This is a genomic window from Mesorhizobium sp. C416B (assembly GCF_030323165.1).
In the GTDB taxonomy this organism is placed as follows: domain Bacteria; phylum Pseudomonadota; class Alphaproteobacteria; order Rhizobiales; family Rhizobiaceae; genus Mesorhizobium.
The window spans coordinates 1,077,382-1,092,686 of the sequence record NZ_CP100471.1 but is presented as its reverse complement, the minus strand read 5'-3'; the positions used below and the strand labels follow the sequence as shown (position 1 = coordinate 1,092,686).

General features: G+C 63.4%; 15 protein-coding genes. 10 read left to right on the top strand and 5 right to left on the bottom strand.

The window, feature by feature from the left end:
• The first annotated feature begins 4 nt into the window (after positions 1–4).
• Positions 5–916 carry a S1C family serine protease gene (locus NLY43_RS05580; RefSeq protein ID WP_023712551.1) on the top strand — a complete coding sequence of 304 codons (912 nt, stop codon included), beginning with the start codon at positions 5–7 and terminating at the stop codon, positions 914–916.
• Between the two features lie 189 nt (positions 917–1,105).
• Here NLY43_RS05580 and NLY43_RS05575 read toward each other — a convergent pair whose 3' ends face one another.
• On the bottom strand, positions 1,106–1,720 hold the full coding sequence (locus NLY43_RS05575) for a hypothetical protein (RefSeq protein ID WP_023715162.1): 615 nt from the start codon (positions 1,718–1,720) through the stop codon (positions 1,106–1,108).
• A gap of 165 nt (positions 1,721–1,885) precedes the next feature.
• Between NLY43_RS05575 and NLY43_RS05570 the strand changes: the two genes are divergently transcribed.
• From NLY43_RS05570 to NLY43_RS05540, 7 genes are all read left to right on the top strand, one after another.
• The gene (locus tag NLY43_RS05570; protein WP_023715163.1) at positions 1,886–2,476 is read left to right on the top strand and encodes a YdeI/OmpD-associated family protein; all 591 of its coding nucleotides are present in this window, start codon (positions 1,886–1,888) and stop codon (positions 2,474–2,476) included.
• A 222-nt stretch (positions 2,477–2,698) separates the two neighbouring features.
• Positions 2,699–3,745 (top strand): GSU2403 family nucleotidyltransferase fold protein, encoded by a 1,047-nt coding sequence (locus tag NLY43_RS05565; protein WP_023712553.1) that lies wholly within the window; start codon positions 2,699–2,701, stop codon positions 3,743–3,745.
• Positions 3,746–3,953: 208 nt separating this feature from the next.
• A complete protein-coding gene (locus NLY43_RS05560) occupies positions 3,954–5,162 on the top strand; it encodes an ABC transporter substrate-binding protein (protein WP_023712554.1) in 1,209 nt (402 codons plus the stop codon).
• 14 nt (positions 5,163–5,176) lie between these two features.
• Positions 5,177–5,968: an ABC transporter ATP-binding protein gene (locus tag NLY43_RS05555; protein WP_027049713.1), complete on the top strand. Its 792-nt coding sequence runs from the start codon at positions 5,177–5,179 to the stop codon at positions 5,966–5,968.
• Positions 5,965–6,669, top strand: a complete 705-nt coding sequence (locus NLY43_RS05550; RefSeq protein ID WP_023712556.1) for an ABC transporter ATP-binding protein — start codon at positions 5,965–5,967, stop codon at positions 6,667–6,669. The genes NLY43_RS05555 and NLY43_RS05550 overlap by 4 nt, the downstream gene beginning before the upstream one ends.
• A 175-nt stretch (positions 6,670–6,844) precedes the next feature.
• Positions 6,845–7,732 carry a branched-chain amino acid ABC transporter permease gene (locus NLY43_RS05545; RefSeq protein WP_023671423.1) on the top strand — a complete coding sequence of 296 codons (888 nt, stop codon included), beginning with the start codon at positions 6,845–6,847 and terminating at the stop codon, positions 7,730–7,732.
• Position 7,733: 1 nt separating this feature from the next.
• Entirely contained in the window at positions 7,734–8,720 is a 987-nt protein-coding gene (locus tag NLY43_RS05540; protein WP_023712557.1) for a branched-chain amino acid ABC transporter permease, read from the top strand.
• On the opposite strand, the gene NLY43_RS05535 is transcribed toward NLY43_RS05540, so the two are convergent.
• The 4 genes from NLY43_RS05535 to NLY43_RS05520 are packed head-to-tail and all read right to left on the bottom strand — an operon-like array spanning position 8,714 to position 13,314.
• Positions 8,714–9,670 (bottom strand): Csu type fimbrial protein, encoded by a 957-nt coding sequence (locus tag NLY43_RS05535; protein WP_023712558.1) that lies wholly within the window; start codon positions 9,668–9,670, stop codon positions 8,714–8,716. The genes NLY43_RS05540 and NLY43_RS05535 overlap by 7 nt on opposite strands.
• Before the next feature lie 14 nt (positions 9,671–9,684).
• Complete coding sequence (locus NLY43_RS05530) at positions 9,685–12,102, bottom strand: fimbria/pilus outer membrane usher protein (protein WP_023756419.1); 2,418 nt, start codon at positions 12,100–12,102, stop codon at positions 9,685–9,687.
• Complete coding sequence (locus tag NLY43_RS05525; RefSeq protein WP_023730420.1) at positions 12,074–12,796, bottom strand: fimbrial biogenesis chaperone; 723 nt, start codon at positions 12,794–12,796, stop codon at positions 12,074–12,076. Before NLY43_RS05525 ends, NLY43_RS05530 begins: the two co-directional genes overlap by 29 nt.
• A gap of 26 nt (positions 12,797–12,822) precedes the next feature.
• Complete coding sequence (locus NLY43_RS05520) at positions 12,823–13,314, bottom strand: Csu type fimbrial protein (protein ID WP_023685937.1); 492 nt, start codon at positions 13,312–13,314, stop codon at positions 12,823–12,825.
• 819 nt (positions 13,315–14,133) lie between these two features.
• On the opposite strand from NLY43_RS05520, the gene NLY43_RS05515 reads away from it, so the two are divergent.
• Both NLY43_RS05515 and NLY43_RS05510 read left to right on the top strand, forming a co-directional pair.
• On the top strand, positions 14,134–14,523 hold the full coding sequence (locus NLY43_RS05515; protein WP_023697761.1) for a DUF427 domain-containing protein: 390 nt from the start codon (positions 14,134–14,136) through the stop codon (positions 14,521–14,523).
• Positions 14,524–14,673: 150 nt separating this feature from the next.
• A complete protein-coding gene (locus NLY43_RS05510; RefSeq protein ID WP_023712561.1) occupies positions 14,674–15,231 on the top strand; it encodes an RNA polymerase sigma factor in 558 nt (185 codons plus the stop codon).
• Positions 15,232–15,305: the final 74 nt, after the last annotated feature.

The window sequence follows — 15,305 nt, the reverse complement described above, 5'->3', positions numbered from 1 at the left end:
AAGCATGCCCATCGATCCCGTTTCCCCGCTCTTGCGCTCCGTCGTTGGCGTGCGCGCCATGGTTCCCGACGATGCCTTCACGGCCAATGCCCTGGGCACGCGCCGGGAAGGCAGCGGCGTCGTCATCCGCGGCGACGGGCTGGTGCTCACCATAGGCTATCTCATCACCGAGGCCGAGGAAGTCTGGCTGACCGACCAGGACGGCCGCGTCGTGCCGGCGCATGCGCTGGCCTATGACCAGGAGACAGGCTTCGGCCTGGTGCAGGCGCTGGCGCCGCTCGGCCTGCCGGCGGTGGCGCTGGGTGACGCCTCGAAGGCCAAGATCGGCGACCCCGTGGTGTTTGCCGACGGCACCGGCCGCTCGGTCAAGGCACACATCGTCACCAAGCAGGAATTCGCCGGCTATTGGGAATATCTGCTCGACGAGGCGATCTTCATTGCCCCGGCGCATCCGTCCTGGGGCGGCGCGGCGCTCATCGGCCAGGATGGCAGCCTGCTCGGCATCGGTTCGCTGCTTTTGCAGATGAGCCGCAACGGCGAGGTCGCCGACATCAACATGGTCGTGCCGATCAACCTTCTGACCCCGATCCTCGACGATCTCCTGACGCGCGGCCAGGTGGCGAAGCCGCCGCGCCCATGGCTCGGCGCCTTCTCGGCCGAGAGCAACGGTGCGGTCGTGGTGATGAGCGTCGCCGAAGGCGGCCCCGCCGCCAAGGCCGGCCTGCGCCAGGGCGACATCATCTCCGACGTGCGCGATGGCGAGGTCGACGGTCTCGCCGATTTCTACCGCAAGCTATGGCAGAATGCGGCGGGTTCGGAGATTCCTCTCAGGGTCGTGCGTGACGGTCGTGAGACTTGGCTGCGAGTGAAATCCGCCGACCGAAACAGCTTTTTGAAGAAACCGCATCTGCAGTGAAGCCAATCTCCCCCCAAGTGGGGGAGATGCCCGGCAGGGCAGAGGGGGGGCGCGAAGGATCGCGACCTCTCGATCTATTTTCTGACAAGAATCGCGGGATAAACGTGGCTGACACTGGCCGGTGCGTTGGCGGGACAGCGGCCCCCCTGCCGGCCATCTCCCCCACGAGGGGGGAGATTGGCTGCCCCCTCAATCCCCGCATACCCTAAAAGGCGTCCCCGTGTCCCACTCCGCGAAGGGCACGACCTGGCCTTCGACAGACACGATACTGTTCACCTTGCTGTCATCGTCCTGCGTCTGCATACTTTTGCCCTTGCCGGTCAGCACGTCGTAGTCGCAGCTGCTGTAGACGACAACGGACTGGTATTTGTAATGGTCATAGGCAACGCCGGCGACGACGAAGGCTTCGTTGCGCCAGGCGATGGTCAGCGTCATGTCGGTCCGCTCGCCGGGGCCGATCAGCCCCGGCAGATAGATCTTGATCGAGCCGTTGGGCAGCAAGGTCAACTCCGGTTCGATGCCGGAGCCCTCATAATGCGGCTGGTCGTAGTCGTTCCATTCGCCGTAGACCTGCTCATGCACGACGCCGGCGGGTTTCAGAAAATTGTACTTTTTGTCCCTCAGGAAGAAATGCATGTCCATGGTATCGTCTTCGGGCTCAGTCTCGACGATCATCGCCAGATCGGCGGCGCCGTCGCCATTGAAGTCGCCGGTCAGCGCGGTGATGATCTTCTGGGTTTCGATGGGTTCGGCGAGCGCCGAGGCCGGCAGCAGAAGGATGAGGCCGAGTAACATCGATCGCATGGCATTTCCCCCGAATTGCAGTCTGCCTTGCCCGGCTCGACCAGCCGGGAAACTGCCACGGCCGTCGGCTGGGGCGCAAGCGGGCTCGGAATAAGTTAGGATTATCGACGCTGCCGACGGAAACCGGCATCGATAACCGATACAGCCCGCATAAACGAGGTGATGATGGCGCCGATCAAAGTCGATCCGGACAAGGTTCGCGAATTTCCCGATTCTGAAAGCTTCTACGCCTGGCTGCGGGAGAACCACGCCGGCGAGAGCGAGGTCTGGATCAAGGTCCACAAGGTCGGCTCGGGCCTCGCCTCGATCACGCCGAAGCAGGCCATCGACGTGGCGCTGTGCTTCGGCTGGATCGACGCGGTACGCAAAGGGCTCGACGACAAGAGCTTTCTGCAGCGCTACACGCCTCGCGGCAAGAAGAGCATCTGGAGCAAGATCAACATCGACAATGTTGCCCGCCTGGTCGAGGAGGGCAGCATGACCGAACACGGGCTGAAACAGGTCGAGGCGGCCAAGGCCGACGGCCGCTGGGACCGTGCCTATGGCTCAGCCATGGAAATCCCCGCCGATCTGCAGGCCGCCATCGATGCCGAGCCAAAGGCGAAAGAGATGCTGGCGAAGCTTTCCGCCCAAAACCGCTTCGCGCTCGCCTTCCGCACTCACAACATGAAGACGGAGGCGGGGCGCAAGAAGAAGATCGAGGCTTTCGTCGCGATGCTGAAGCGCGGCGAGACGATCTATCCGCAGAAGCGGTGAGGCGACGGCAAGCGGCTGCCATGATGCGCGCAGCTAAAAACCCGCTTGTGAGGTTCTGGCCTCGCTTGCCCGGACATAACATATTGTTTTTACGGTATTTTCCACTCGTCATGCGGGTGATAGCTGCGATAGTGGAAAAAAGTAACAACATATTGTTAATTAAGAGTTTTCCACTATGTTAACTTGATCCTGGCTTGAGAGTGGAAAACGATGCTGAGAGAGTTGACCGGCGAACAGCGGCGCCAACTCATAGATACGCAACAGGTCTACGAGGCCTGGCAGCATGCTGATGACCAGCGCCAAAGGCGCTTTGCAGGCAGCATGCGCTGGGTTGAGCGCAGCGGTGCTGAATACCTGCTGCGGAAGGTCCGGCAGGTCGAGAATTCACTCGGGCCGAAAAGCAGCCAGACGGAGAAGGCGTTCGCTGCGTTTTCCGAGGGCAGGGTGCAGAACAAGGATCTGCTGGCAGGTCTGGCCGATCGCCTGAACGGCCTGGCGAAAGTCAATGTGGCAATGGGGTTGGGCAGGGTACCGGCCATCGCCGCACGGATATTGCGGCGGTGCGCCGAAACAGACCTGCTGGGCAAGCAGTTGCTGGTCGTCGGCACGAATGCGCTGTTCGCTTACGAGGCTCTGGCGGGCGTCCAGATCACCAGCGGTCTCACGGCAACCGGCGACATTGACCTGCTCTTCGATTCCCGACGCCGCATCAGCTTCGTGACCGGCGAGAGGGTAAGCCAGTCCGGCCTGATAGGCGTGTTGCGTAAAGTGGACAGGTCCTTCAAGCCGCTCCAGCCCCGGGCCTTCAGGGCAGCGAACCGTGATGGCTATCTGGTCGACGTGATCCGTCCGCAGGCAAGACATGTCCTCAAGAACAACGCCACTACCTCGATTACACAGCTTGTCGATGACCTCGACAGCGCACCCATGGAGGGGCTGCAATGGCTCATCAACGCCCCGAAGGTGGAGGCTGTGGCGATCGATGAGCGTGGCTATCCCGTAAGCATGCCGACGGTCGACCCTCGAATGTTCGCTCTGCACAAGGCTTGGCTGGCCACGCTGCCTGATCGGTCTGCGGTCAAGGCAATGAGAGATCGTGAACAGGCGGAAGCGGCTGCACGCATTGCCACGGGCTATCTTGCGCTTCCGCTGGACAGCGAGCATCTCAAACGGCTTCCGGGGGCACTGCTGGACGCTGCGGCCGCAACGCTCTCGCTGCCTGGCCCGAGCGGCTTTTCCGAAGACTCTCCAATTGAGCCCGACTGGTAGCGGCCGCGCTAGCACGCCATGCTACGAAAATAGCATTCTCGCCTCGCGAAATGTGATGATACGGTTCCCGGCGCACCCAGGGCGGAGGGGTTGCCAAGAGGAGAAGTGGCGGGCGCTGGCCCGGATTTCAGCGAGAACCGGACGGAGCTGTTGAACCATTGCAAGGCCGCCGCGTTTTCCAGCGTCGGCCACAAGGGAGGAACCACCTGTGAAAGCATCCTATCTCGTCTCAGCCGCGCTGCTTGCGTCGACTGCGATGCCGGCGGCGGCCGGCGAAATTTCCGACGGCAAGGTCAAGATCGGCATCCTCAACGACCAGTCGGGCGTCTATGCCGATTTCGGCGGCAAATGGTCGGTCGAGGCCGCCAGGATGGCGGTCGAGGATTTTGGCGGCAAGGTGCAGGGCGCGCCAATCGAGATCGTCAACGCCGATCACCAGAACAAGCCCGACATTGCCTCCAACATTGCGCGCCAGTGGTACGACACCGAGCAGGTCGACGCGATCATGGAACTGACGACATCCTCGGTGGCGCTCGCCGTCCAGGGGTTGTCCAAGGAAAAGAAGAAGATCGACATCGTTACCGGAGCGGCATCGGCCGACCTGACCGGCAAGCAATGCTCGCCCTACGGTTTCCACTGGGCTTACGATACCCACTCGCAGGCGGTCGGCACCGGCGGCGCGCTGGTGCAGCAGGGCGGCGACAGCTGGTATTTCATCACCGTCGACTATGCCTTCGGCTATTCGCTGAAGGAGCAGACCACAAAGGTTGTTGAGGCAAGCGGCGGCAAAGTGCTGGGCGAGGTGCGTTACCCCTTGGGATCGACGGATTATTCCTCCTTCCTGCTGCAGGCGCAGTCCTCCGGCGCCAAGGTTATCGGCCTTGCCAATGCCGGCCTCGACACCTCCAATACCATCAAGCAGGCGGCCGAGTTCGGCATCGTCGCCGGCGGCCAGCGGCTGGCAGCACTTCTGTTCACGCTTGCCGAGGTGCACGGCCTCGGACTGCAGGCGGCGCAGGGCGTGGTGCTCACCGAAGGGTTTTACTGGGACCGCGACGACAAGAGCCGCGACTTCGCCGGGCGCTTCTTCAAGCGCACCAACCGCATGCCCAACATGATCCAGGCCGGCACCTATTCGGCGGTGCTGCAATATCTCAAGGCCATCGACAAGGCCGGCACCGACGAGACCGAGGCGGTCGCCAAGCAACTCCATGAAATGCCCGTCGACCACATCATCAACGCCAACGGCAAGGTACAGGCCGACGGCTCGATGGTGCACGACATGTATCTCTACCAGGTCAAGAAGCCCGAGGAGTCGAAGAAGGACTGGGATTACTACACCTACCTTGCGACCATTCCGGGCGACAAGGCCTTCATCAAGGCTGAAGACAGCGGCTGCCCGCTCGTCACCAAGTGACACTGGCGCAAGCCGTGGCCGTCCAGCCGGACGGTGCCGAAATCAAGCCGCGGGTGGTGCTCTCCGCCCGCGGCCTGCGGCGCGACTTTGCCGGTTTCGTCGCCGTCAACAATGTCGACCTCGACGTCCATCACGGCCAGATCCATGCGCTGATCGGGCCGAACGGCGCCGGCAAGACGACAATCTTCAACCTCTTGACCAAGTTCCTGCAGCCGAGCAGCGGCAGGATCGAACTGTTGGGCAACGACATCACCCGCACCGCGCCGGCCAGGGTGGCGCGCATGGGTCTCGTCCGCTCGTTCCAGATATCGGCGATCTTTCCGCATCTGAGCGTGCTCGACAATGTCCGCGTCGCCTTGCAGCGGCCGAGCGGGCTCGGCTTCCAGTTCTGGCGCTCGCTGGCCGCGCTTGACCAACTGACTCCACGGGCGCGCGAACTGCTTGCCGTCGTCGGTCTCGACGATGTCGCGCATCGTCCGGCCGGCGATCTCTCCTATGGCCGAAAGCGCGTGCTCGAGATCGCCACCACGCTGGCGCTCGACCCGAAAGTGCTGCTGCTCGACGAGCCGATGGCCGGCATGGGGCACGAGGATGTCGGCCTCATTTCCGGCATCATCCGCTCGCTGGCAACGGACCGCGCCGTGCTGATGGTCGAGCACAATCTCACCGTCGTCGCCGACCTTTGCGACTGGATCACCGTCATGCAGCGCGGCCAGGTGCTCGCCGCCGGCGACTACGCAACGGTGAGCAACGATGAGCGCGTCAGGGTCGCCTACATGGGGACCGAGCAGGGGAACCGAGCATGAGTGAGCCGATGCTTGCCGTGCGCGATCTCCACGCCTGGTATGGCGAGGGCCATGCGCTGCATGGCGTCAACCTCGACGTTTTTCGCGGTGAGACCGTGACGCTGCTCGGCCGCAACGGTGTCGGCAAGACCACAACGCTGCGCGCCATTATGGGGCTGGTCCGCAAGCGCAGCGGCAGCGTCGCCTTCGACGGCAGCGGCCTGATGCGCCTGCCGCTGCATCGTGTTGCCCATCGCGGCATCGGCTTCGTGCCGGAGGAACGCGGCATCTTCGCCACGCTCACCGTCGACGAAAACCTGATCCTGCCGCCGGTGGTGGCCAAGGGCGGCATGAGCGTCGAGGAAATCTTCGATCTCTTTCCCAACCTCAAGGAGCGCCGCAACAGCCCCGGCACCAAACTCTCCGGCGGCGAACAGCAGATGCTGGCCATCGCCCGCATCCTGCGGACGGGCGTGCAGATGCTGCTGCTCGACGAGCCGACCGAGGGCCTGGCGCCGGTCATCGTCCAGCGCATCGGCGAACTGCTGGCGACCTTGAAAAAGCGCGGCATGACCATCCTGCTCGTCGAGCAGAATTTCCGCTTCGCCGCCCGCATGGCCGACCGCTTCTACCTGATGGAGCACGGCAAGGTGGTGGAGGGTTTTGCCGTAAGCGAGCTTGCCGCTCACACGCAACAGCTGCACGAGGTATTGGGGGTATGATGACGACAGCCCACGGCAGTACCCCCACCCCGCTGCTGCGCAGCGACCCTCCCCACAAGGGGGAGGGTGGAGGGCCACCGCCCTACCTCCCCCTTGTGGGGAGGTCGGACCGAAGGTCCGGGTGGGGGTACGTGCCGCACAGACGCATCCCGCTTGCAACACCCTCGGTGACGCCATGACCATGATCTTCGGCATCCCCGTCCAGGCCTTGCTCGGCCAGATGCTGGTCGGGCTGATCAACGGCTCCTTCTACGCCATGCTGAGCCTCGGCCTGGCCGTCATCTTCGGCCTGCTGCGGATCATCAATTTCGCCCATGGCGCACTCTATATGCTCGGCGCCTTCATCGGTTACCTGCTGCTCGTCCATCTCGGCATCGGCTACTGGCCGGCGCTGCTCCTGGTTCCGCTCATCGTCGGCGTCTTCGGCATGGCGGTCGAGCGCGTGGCGCTGTCGCGGCTCTACCGCCTGGATCCGCTCTACGGGCTGCTGTTCACCTTCGGACTGGCGCTGGTCATCGAAGGCGTGTTCCGTTTCTACTACGGCGTGTCGGGCAACCCTTATGCCGTTCCGGCGCAGCTTGCCGGCGGCACCAATCTCGGCTTCATGTTCCTGCCCAACTATCGCGGCTGGGTGGTGGTGGCCTCGCTCATTATCTGCATCGGCACCTGGCTCCTGATCGAAAAGACCAGGCTCGGCTCCTATCTGCGCGCCGCGACCGAAAATCCCGAGCTGGTGCAGGCCTTCGGCGTCAACGTGCCGCTGCTTCTGACGCTCACCTATGGGCTCGGCGCGGCGCTCGCCGGCCTTGCCGGTATTCTCGCCGCGCCCGTCTACCAGGTCAGTCCGCTGATGGGCTCCGATATCATCATCGTCGTCTTTGCCGTCGTCGTGGTCGGCGGCATGGGTTCGATCCTCGGGGCCATCGTCACCGGCTATATGCTTGGCCTCGCCGAGGGCCTGACCAAGGTGTTCTATCCCGAGGCGTCGAACCTCGTCGTCTTCGTCATCATGGCGGTCGTGCTGCTCCTGCGCCCCGCCGGCCTGTTCGGAAGGGACGCCTGAGATGAGCGAGGCAACCCTTCACCAACATCGCACCGCCGCCTCCGTGCGGCTGGAGCGGGTATTGCTGGCATTGGCCATACTGGCGCTGATAGCCGCGCCCTTCTTCGTCTATCCGATCTTCCTGATGAAGATGCTGTGCTTCGCGCTGTTTGCCTGCGCCTTCAACCTGCTGCTCGGCTACACCGGGCTGTTGTCGTTCGGCCACGCCACCTTCTACGGCGCCGCCGCCTATTTCTGCGCCTACGCCGTCAAGGCATGGGGCTGGCCGCCCGAGGCCGGCATCCTGCTCGGCACCGCCGGAGCGGCCGTGCTCGGCCTGGTCATGGGCTTCCTCGCCATCCGCCGGCAAGGCATCTATTTCTCGATGATCACGCTGGCGCTGGCGCAGATGTTTTATTTCTTCTGCGTCCAGGCGCCGTTCACCGAAGGCGAGGACGGCATACAGGGCGTGCCGCGCGGGCATCTGTTCGGCATCGTCGATCTCAACGTCACGTTCAACATGTATTTCGTCGTGCTTGCCGTCTTCCTCATCGGCGTCTTCGCCGTCTGGCGCATCGTCAACTCGCCGTTCGGCATGATCCTGCGTTCGATCCGCGAGAACGAGAACCGCGCCATCTCGCTGGGCTATTCGGTCGGCCGCTACAAGCTCGCCGCCTTCGTCATGTCGGCAGCCCTTGCCGGGCTTGCCGGCGCGACCAAGGCGATCGTCTTCCAGTTCGCGACGCTGACCGACGTCACCTGGCAGATGTCGGGCGAGGTGATCCTGATGACGCTGCTCGGCGGCATCGGCACCATGGTCGGTCCTGTCGTCGGCGCCGGCCTCGTCGTCGGCCTGGAAAACACGCTCGCCACCTCAGGCTTCCCGGTGACCATCGCCACCGGCCTGATCTTCATGATCTGCGTGCTGGTCTTTCGCCGCGGCATCGTCGGCGAGATTTACGCGCGCTGGCTGGCGCCGGCCAACGGCGAGGCGGGCCGCGATCAATAGGTGATGGTCACCACCACCGTGTCGGTGTAGACGCCGGCCGAGGGCGTCGTCTGCGGCGGCACGCGGCCATAGACGGTGAGCGCCTGGGCCGTACCGGTTCCGGTGCCGGCCACCGTGCTTCCCGGCGTTCCGGCGTCACCCCAAGGCTGCGAGCGCGCCAGATCCTTGTAGAGGCCGTAGGTGATCCTCTCGGCGCCCTTCGACATCTTGCGATTGGTCGGTGTGCCCCCTGTCGTGCCGCCATTGAGGGAAACCGTGTACGCGGTCGACGGGGTGCAGGTGACCGTAACCTGGCCGGTGGCATCGGCATTGGCGTCGAGCACGCCCTTGGAGCCGAAATCGATGTTCTGGGTGGCGACCAGGCAGTTTGCCGCGACCGTGGCGTTGATGGTGAAGGTCGGACTGGTGCCCAAGTTGCCCGCGCCGGTGTTGCAGCTGCTGCTCAACAGGGTTGTCCGGGAGCGGAACTCGAGTTGCCCGCCCGAAAATGTCGACAGATAAGTGCCCGGCGGAACGGTCGCCTGGCCGCCGGGAACCCGGCCATAGAGCGTCAGGGTGTCGATTGAGTTGCCGAAGAGATTGGGGCTCAGCAGCAGCGGTGGCGGGCGCGAGGCATAGGCCCAGTTATAGGTGCCCCAGACAACGCTCATTGCGGGGTCCGAATAGAGTTGATAGTTGAGGCTGTTGACGCCGCTCGCCATCTGCCGGGCCGCCGCCGAGGTTGCACCGCCGGTGCCGGCGGCAATATGCGGACAGACCAGGACGGGCAGCAGCAATGGCAAACTGCCGCTGCAAGTCGCGGTGAAGGTGGCTGTCGATGTCGCCGCGGTGCCCGACAGCGTGTCGATGAGGCCGAAATTCAAACTGGTGACGGTGTAACTGCAGCTCTGCGCCCGGGCGAGCGACGGGAGCAGCACCAGCAGCAGGGCGATGATTACGGCGCGCAGCATTTTTCCTCCAGCTATCATTGGCACACCACGTTCCCGATCACCACTTGTCGGCCGCGCGCCGCCTCGAAGGGAAACTCTGCCCGGCATGAACCGCCGTCAGCGCGCTCGACCTGCACTGAATTCTGCTTGCCGAGGCCCTTGATGTAGGCCTGCCCGTCATAGCCGACGACAAAGTCTTCAGTGCCGCCATCGACGCGTCCCGACAGTCCGGCTTCGAGCGGCGTTCCGCTCGAGTCGACCAGCGTCACCAGCGCGGCCTGCGCCGCCTCGGACACGCCGAACTTCAGCACGACGCCGTTGCGGTCGGCTGGGACGACGGTCTCCTTGGTAGCAGGGACATCCGCGTCGACTGGTAGATTCTTCGGGTCGATGGAGACCGTGTTCAGCTCATAGGAGTTGAGCCCGGTGACCAGGATGCGGCCTTTGCTGTCGGTCCTGCCTACAGGCCGGTTCTGATGCAAGACCTCGACATCAGGCGTGCCGACATCGACGACGGCAAAGGCATCGTCGATGCGGTTGGTGGCGAACACCCCGCCGCCTGCGACCGCAATGGCGCCGTCCATCTGGCCGGTCACGCGAAAGTCCTTGTCGAATTGCTGGGCGCCGGCCTCGAAACGCGCAAACGGCGCGCGGTAGCTGACAGCTGCCGAACGATTGGGGACCTCGCCCTCCGAGGTGCGCAGCCGCCAGCCGATGCTGCCGTCCTCGGCCCGCTCCGATTTGGCGAGGTCGGCAGTGACATTGAGGCCGTCAGGGCCTTGCTCGACGCCTGTCGACGCCGAGATGTCGTCGTTGAACGGGATCGAAATCCCGGCGAACACGCCATAGCTGCTGTCGTCGTCGAGATCGGCGAAGGCGGTGGCATAGAGCGTGCTGCGCTTGAAGATCGCCTGGCTGTAGGACAGGCCGACGATCTGGCTGTTTTCGCCCTCGGCGCTCTTCAAATGCGTATAGGACAGGTTGAAGCTGGAGAAATCGATCGGCATCGGCACGCTGAGCGTCACCTGGTCGACCGCGCGCGGCACGCCGGCGCTGAAACGGGTGAAGTCGTCGGGGTCGAGAACCGGCTCCGCCGTCATCGAGGCGATGTCTTCATAGCCGCCAAAGGCCCGCTGCATGTGGGCGTTGATCGCCCAGCCGTCATAGCCGAATTCGACACTGGCATCGACCAGCGAGCCGGTGCGCCGGTCATGATGGCTGCCGGCGACCGCCAGCGAAGCCGCGCCATATGCCCCGAGCGGGAAGGCAGCACCTATGCCGCCATTGATCAGATCGGCGCCGCCCTCGGCATGGGCTTCCAATGTCAGCCGGTCGGTCACGCCGTAACGCGCGCTGGCGACCCCTATGACGCGGCCGTCATAATCGTCGGAGGAGATGCCGAAATTGCGCCGCGCCATCCCTGCCTCGACGGAAAAGTCGAGCAGTCCCTGGCGCAGCAGCATGCTGGAGGCATAGAACGGCAAGGTGGCCGTGGTCTCGCGGCCGAGGCTGTCGCGCAGCACCACCTGCGCCTGTCCGGCGCCCGTGAACACCGGCAGATTGGTGACCTGGAACGGCCCGGGCTGGATGTCGCCGGAATAGGTGCGCACGTTCTGCGTATAGACCTCGAGCGTCGACGGCACCGCCGCCGTGCCGCCGAAGGAGGGCAGCGGCAGCGTCACCAGGTCCGATCGCAGGTGGAAGTTGCGTTGCGCCTGGATGCCGCCGAGATAGACCGGACGCGTCCACGACAATCCACCGGAGATGAAGTCGCCGGCGCGGTAGGTCATCAGCCGGTCGGGGTCGGAATAGCTCCATGTCGTGTTGAGCCGCGTGAAGCCGCCCAGCCTGCCGTCGGAATAGCCGGCGATGAAGGATTGGCTGAGCGTTCCATAGGGGCTGAACACGCGCGCATCGAAGCCGCCGGAAACGCCTTGGAACAGCTCGACGTCCTTGTCGAACAATGTGTTGGAGCTGGCAAACAGCGAATAGTTGAGAACCGCGCCCAAGCCCGATTGCGGCGCCGGCCGGTCCTGCAAGCGCAAGCCGAGATCCACCATGCGCGCCTCGCGGCTGTCATTGGCGGCGGTGACGTAGAGGCGCTGGGCTACCTCATCGATCCGAAACGAAACGTCGGCCAACTGGTCGAGCCTGACCAGGCCGCCGGCGTCGGCTATGTCCTCCGGCGGTTTCAGGCCGACCTCCTTCAGCTCTTGGGGCGCCGCCGCCAGCCCACCATCCGGCATCTCGATAAAATTGCCGACCAGCTTGGTCGAAACGTCGTTGATGAACACCTCGAGATAGAGGCTGCGGCCCGCTGGCAAAACGGAAGCCGGCTGTTCGAGGTTCGTCACGGCCGGAAATTCCTGCGAACGCACCGCCAAGCAAGGTGTGAAAGTCGCAACCGCGACGATGACAGCGACGCTACTTGCCCTTGACGGCAACGTTGGCATCGAAGGGTCCAAGATCGCTCTGTGCCTTCAAAAGCACGGAGCCCGCGGACAGTGATTTGCCGCTGCCGATCGGCCACTGCATGGTCGCGCCGCCCAGCACATAACCGACGAGCCCGTTTCGGTTGCCGAGCTTTTTGCCGTTCTGGGTCAGGGATAGATTGGACAAGCGGAGACGACTTTCACCGGTATTGCTGGCTGTCAGCACAAGACTGCCGCCCTTGCGCGAAACACTCCAGGCGACTGCCGGCGCGGCGGCATCGGCGTCGCGGAAAAACACCGGGACCGAATAGCGCAGCGCGAGCGCGACCGTACCGGCCTTCTTGCGCGACGGGTCGGGTAACTCGTCGACGATGACGCGGTAGCTTTCCTCGGCCCGCACCGGCGCCTTGCTGACGCGCACGACGCGAACCACGTATTGGGCATTGGGTCCGAGTTTGGTCGATGGCGGGCTGGCGACGACGTCCGTAGTCGGCGTCAGCTGCTCGATCCCGCCAGCCTGGCTCCAGGCGAAGACGCGTATCTGCACATTGATCGGCCGCTTGGGGTCATCGTTGCTGAGGTTGAGAACCGCCGAGGCGTCGGGCGAGATCAGCTCGAGACCTGTCGGCGCCACCCTGAGCGAAGCGGCTTGTGAGAGACCGGCGCACAGCAACAGAACAGCCGTGGCTCCGATGCATGAAAGCATGGATCGCATGATCGTCCTCGTGTTGGTATCGATTGTCAGTACGTTATGGTGATCGCAACGGTGTCGGTGTAGAGGCCCGCCGCCGGTGTCGTCTGCGGTGGAACACGCCCGTAGACCGTCAGCGGCTGAATGGCGCCGTTGCCGGTTCCGCCGACCGTGTCGGTGGGGATCGTGGTGCCCCAAAGCTGCGTCCGGGTGCTTTCCCTGTAGATGGTGTAGTCGATCGTCGCCGACGCCGGCCCGGTCATCTTGCGAACAGCAACAGTTGCGCCCGCGCCCGCTCCGGCGCTCAGACCAACATTGTAGGACTTGCCGGTCGTGCATTGCACGTTGATGGTGCTGGTCTGGTCGACATTCGCATCAATGACACCGTGCGAGCCGAAATCGAGATCGCTCGCCGTCTGCACCTTGCATTCGTCGGTAATCGTGATGCGGACATTCATGCTGCCCGTCGCGGTCGCGGCGATCGCGGGCAGGATGGGAAGCAGCGACGCTCCCGCCAGCAGCGCATATTTCAGCAATCTCATGCGTGTTTCCTCCGTCGGGCAGACCGTTCCTCGCAACACAGTCTTGACCCGGATTTCACTCCTACAGCTCCTCCGTTGCATGCTTCGCAAGACATCAACGATACAGTAATGTCAGAAGCGAACTGTGCAATGATTATTACAACTTAGATTCGGATTACGACAGCGAATAACTTCGGTATGTATCGGATAATTTTGGTTAATATTTGGTTAACAGAGATGAAATGGACATTTTTCCGAAATGAAAGTTCGTCTGTCGAAAATTTATTTTGCTTCTCGTGCCGAAAAGGCGAAAATATCTGGCAAATCATCTTGATTTTGTAGAGTCTCACCTGTCGTCCTTTATTATCGATATTTCGCGGCGTGCACCGGCGCCAAGCGGCCATCGCCATAGCCGCGCCGGTAGCTGTTCGCGCCTGTCCAAGCCTTGCGGTCGTGCTGACAGGGCCGCATTCGCCAAAACCGTGTTCCGCCCGGCCCAAGCATGGCCGTCCCGGCTGAGATAAATCCACCGCCGTCGGATCGCGGCGAAACACATGCGAATCGTTCTTGCCACGCTGGCCCGGATTTCCTTCGGCGGCGCATCGGCCAGACGGGAGATGCGCCTGTTGTCCCTTGGAGCCATGATCCACGGCCGGCAGCCGCGCGGACCGGCTGCCAGACGTCAGAAAAGGAAGAACGATGAAGAAGACCTATGAAAAGCCACAGCTCGAAAAGCGCCAGAAGCTGTCGCGTGTGACCGCTGTCGCCGGCCCATCAGTGGCCAGTGAGAGCTGACGCCGTCGACCGGCATCGAGCCACCAGCGGACAAGGAGAGCAGTCATGGATCAGCATGCGAACCCGTCACCCGGCTTCAGGCGCAATCCGGGCAAGGTGATCACCGTCGAGCCCTTCAACGGGCGTGTCGTCGTGTTTGCAAACGGCACCATCATCGCTTCCTCGGCAAAAGCCAAAATGGTGACCGAGCCGCCCCATCCCTTCTCCTTCTACATCCCGTTCGAGGACATCGACTTCCGCAAGCTCAGGAAGACGGAGCGGTCGACGCTGTGCCCCTACAAGGGCGACTCCAGCTACTGGAACGTGCTGCCGGCGGGCGAAACCGGTAACGACGCGATGTGGGCCTATGAGCAGCCCTTCGACGAGATGGCCGAGATTCGCGCCCACGGCGCCTTCTATCCCGACCGGGTCGCCATCGACGCCACGCCGCGCTAGCGCGTCATGCCTGTCGCCCAAAAGTGCCCAGCGTTTTTGGAGCCGACGACAGGCATGAACAGAGGAATTTTTCAGATCAGCCAAAGCTGTCCTCACCCGGGGGCGCAGCGGTTTTGCGGCAACGGCATGCCGAAACAAAGACAAAATGTCATGGACGAAAAGCAGAGAGCCATTCTCGACGAAATCCCGCGCCTGCGCCGCTATGCGCGCTCGCTGCTGCGCGACCGCGATTCCGCCGACGATCTCGTCCAGGACTGCCTGGTGCGGGCGCTGCTGCGGCTGGACAACTGGCAGACGGGAGAGAGCCCGCGAAAATGGCTGTTCACGATCATGCATCATCTGTTCATCGACCAGATGCGCAAGGTGAACCGGCGAGGCGAGGCGTCGATACTGCCGCTGGAGGCCGGCGAGGCGCAAGCCTCTCCCGCCGACCAACTGGAGAACGTCGCCGCGCGCGAGATCATCGACGCGCTGCAGGCGATCAGCCCGGACCGCCGTGCCGCGCTGACCTTGGTCGCCATCGAGGGCTTCTCCTATGCCGAGGCCGCCGAGATGCTCGGCGTGCCGGCCGGCACGCTGATGTCGCGCATCGCGCGCGGCCGTGAGGAACTGCGCGGCCTGCTTGAGGACAATGCGCGCCGCCGCGCGATAAGGATCGTCGAGCCAGGCCCGGGCAGGGCGGTTCCAATCAGGGCGCCAATTGCATGACGAGCCCCAATCGCATGATGACGCCTTACGGCATGGTCCGGCACGATTGCAGGCCTTGTCCGCACTGTGGGCGC

What these genes read in the sequence shown, in the direction of transcription:
- NLY43_RS05575 (WP_023715162.1), bottom strand. Translation starts at nt 1,720, where the DNA reads ATGCGATCGATGTTACTCGGCCTCATCCTTCTGCTGCCGGCCTCGGCG.
- NLY43_RS05510 (WP_023712561.1), top strand. Translation starts at nt 14,674, where the DNA reads ATGGACGAAAAGCAGAGAGCCATTCTCGACGAAATCCCGCGCCTGCGC.
- NLY43_RS05535 (WP_023712558.1), bottom strand. Translation starts at nt 9,670, where the DNA reads ATGCTGCGCGCCGTAATCATCGCCCTGCTGCTGGTGCTGCTCCCGTCG.
- NLY43_RS05525 (WP_023730420.1), bottom strand. Translation starts at nt 12,796, where the DNA reads ATGCGATCCATGCTTTCATGCATCGGAGCCACGGCTGTTCTGTTGCTG.
- NLY43_RS05540 (WP_023712557.1), top strand. Translation starts at nt 7,734, where the DNA reads ATGAGCGAGGCAACCCTTCACCAACATCGCACCGCCGCCTCCGTGCGG.
- NLY43_RS05550 (WP_023712556.1), top strand. Translation starts at nt 5,965, where the DNA reads ATGAGTGAGCCGATGCTTGCCGTGCGCGATCTCCACGCCTGGTATGGC.
- NLY43_RS05515 (WP_023697761.1), top strand. Translation starts at nt 14,134, where the DNA reads ATGGATCAGCATGCGAACCCGTCACCCGGCTTCAGGCGCAATCCGGGC.
- NLY43_RS05520 (WP_023685937.1), bottom strand. Translation starts at nt 13,314, where the DNA reads ATGAGATTGCTGAAATATGCGCTGCTGGCGGGAGCGTCGCTGCTTCCC.
- NLY43_RS05570 (WP_023715163.1), top strand. Translation starts at nt 1,886, where the DNA reads ATGGCGCCGATCAAAGTCGATCCGGACAAGGTTCGCGAATTTCCCGAT.
- NLY43_RS05545 (WP_023671423.1), top strand. Translation starts at nt 6,845, where the DNA reads ATGACCATGATCTTCGGCATCCCCGTCCAGGCCTTGCTCGGCCAGATG.
- NLY43_RS05580 (WP_023712551.1), top strand. Translation starts at nt 5, where the DNA reads ATGCCCATCGATCCCGTTTCCCCGCTCTTGCGCTCCGTCGTTGGCGTG.
- NLY43_RS05530 (WP_023756419.1), bottom strand. Translation starts at nt 12,102, where the DNA reads ATGCCAACGTTGCCGTCAAGGGCAAGTAGCGTCGCTGTCATCGTCGCG.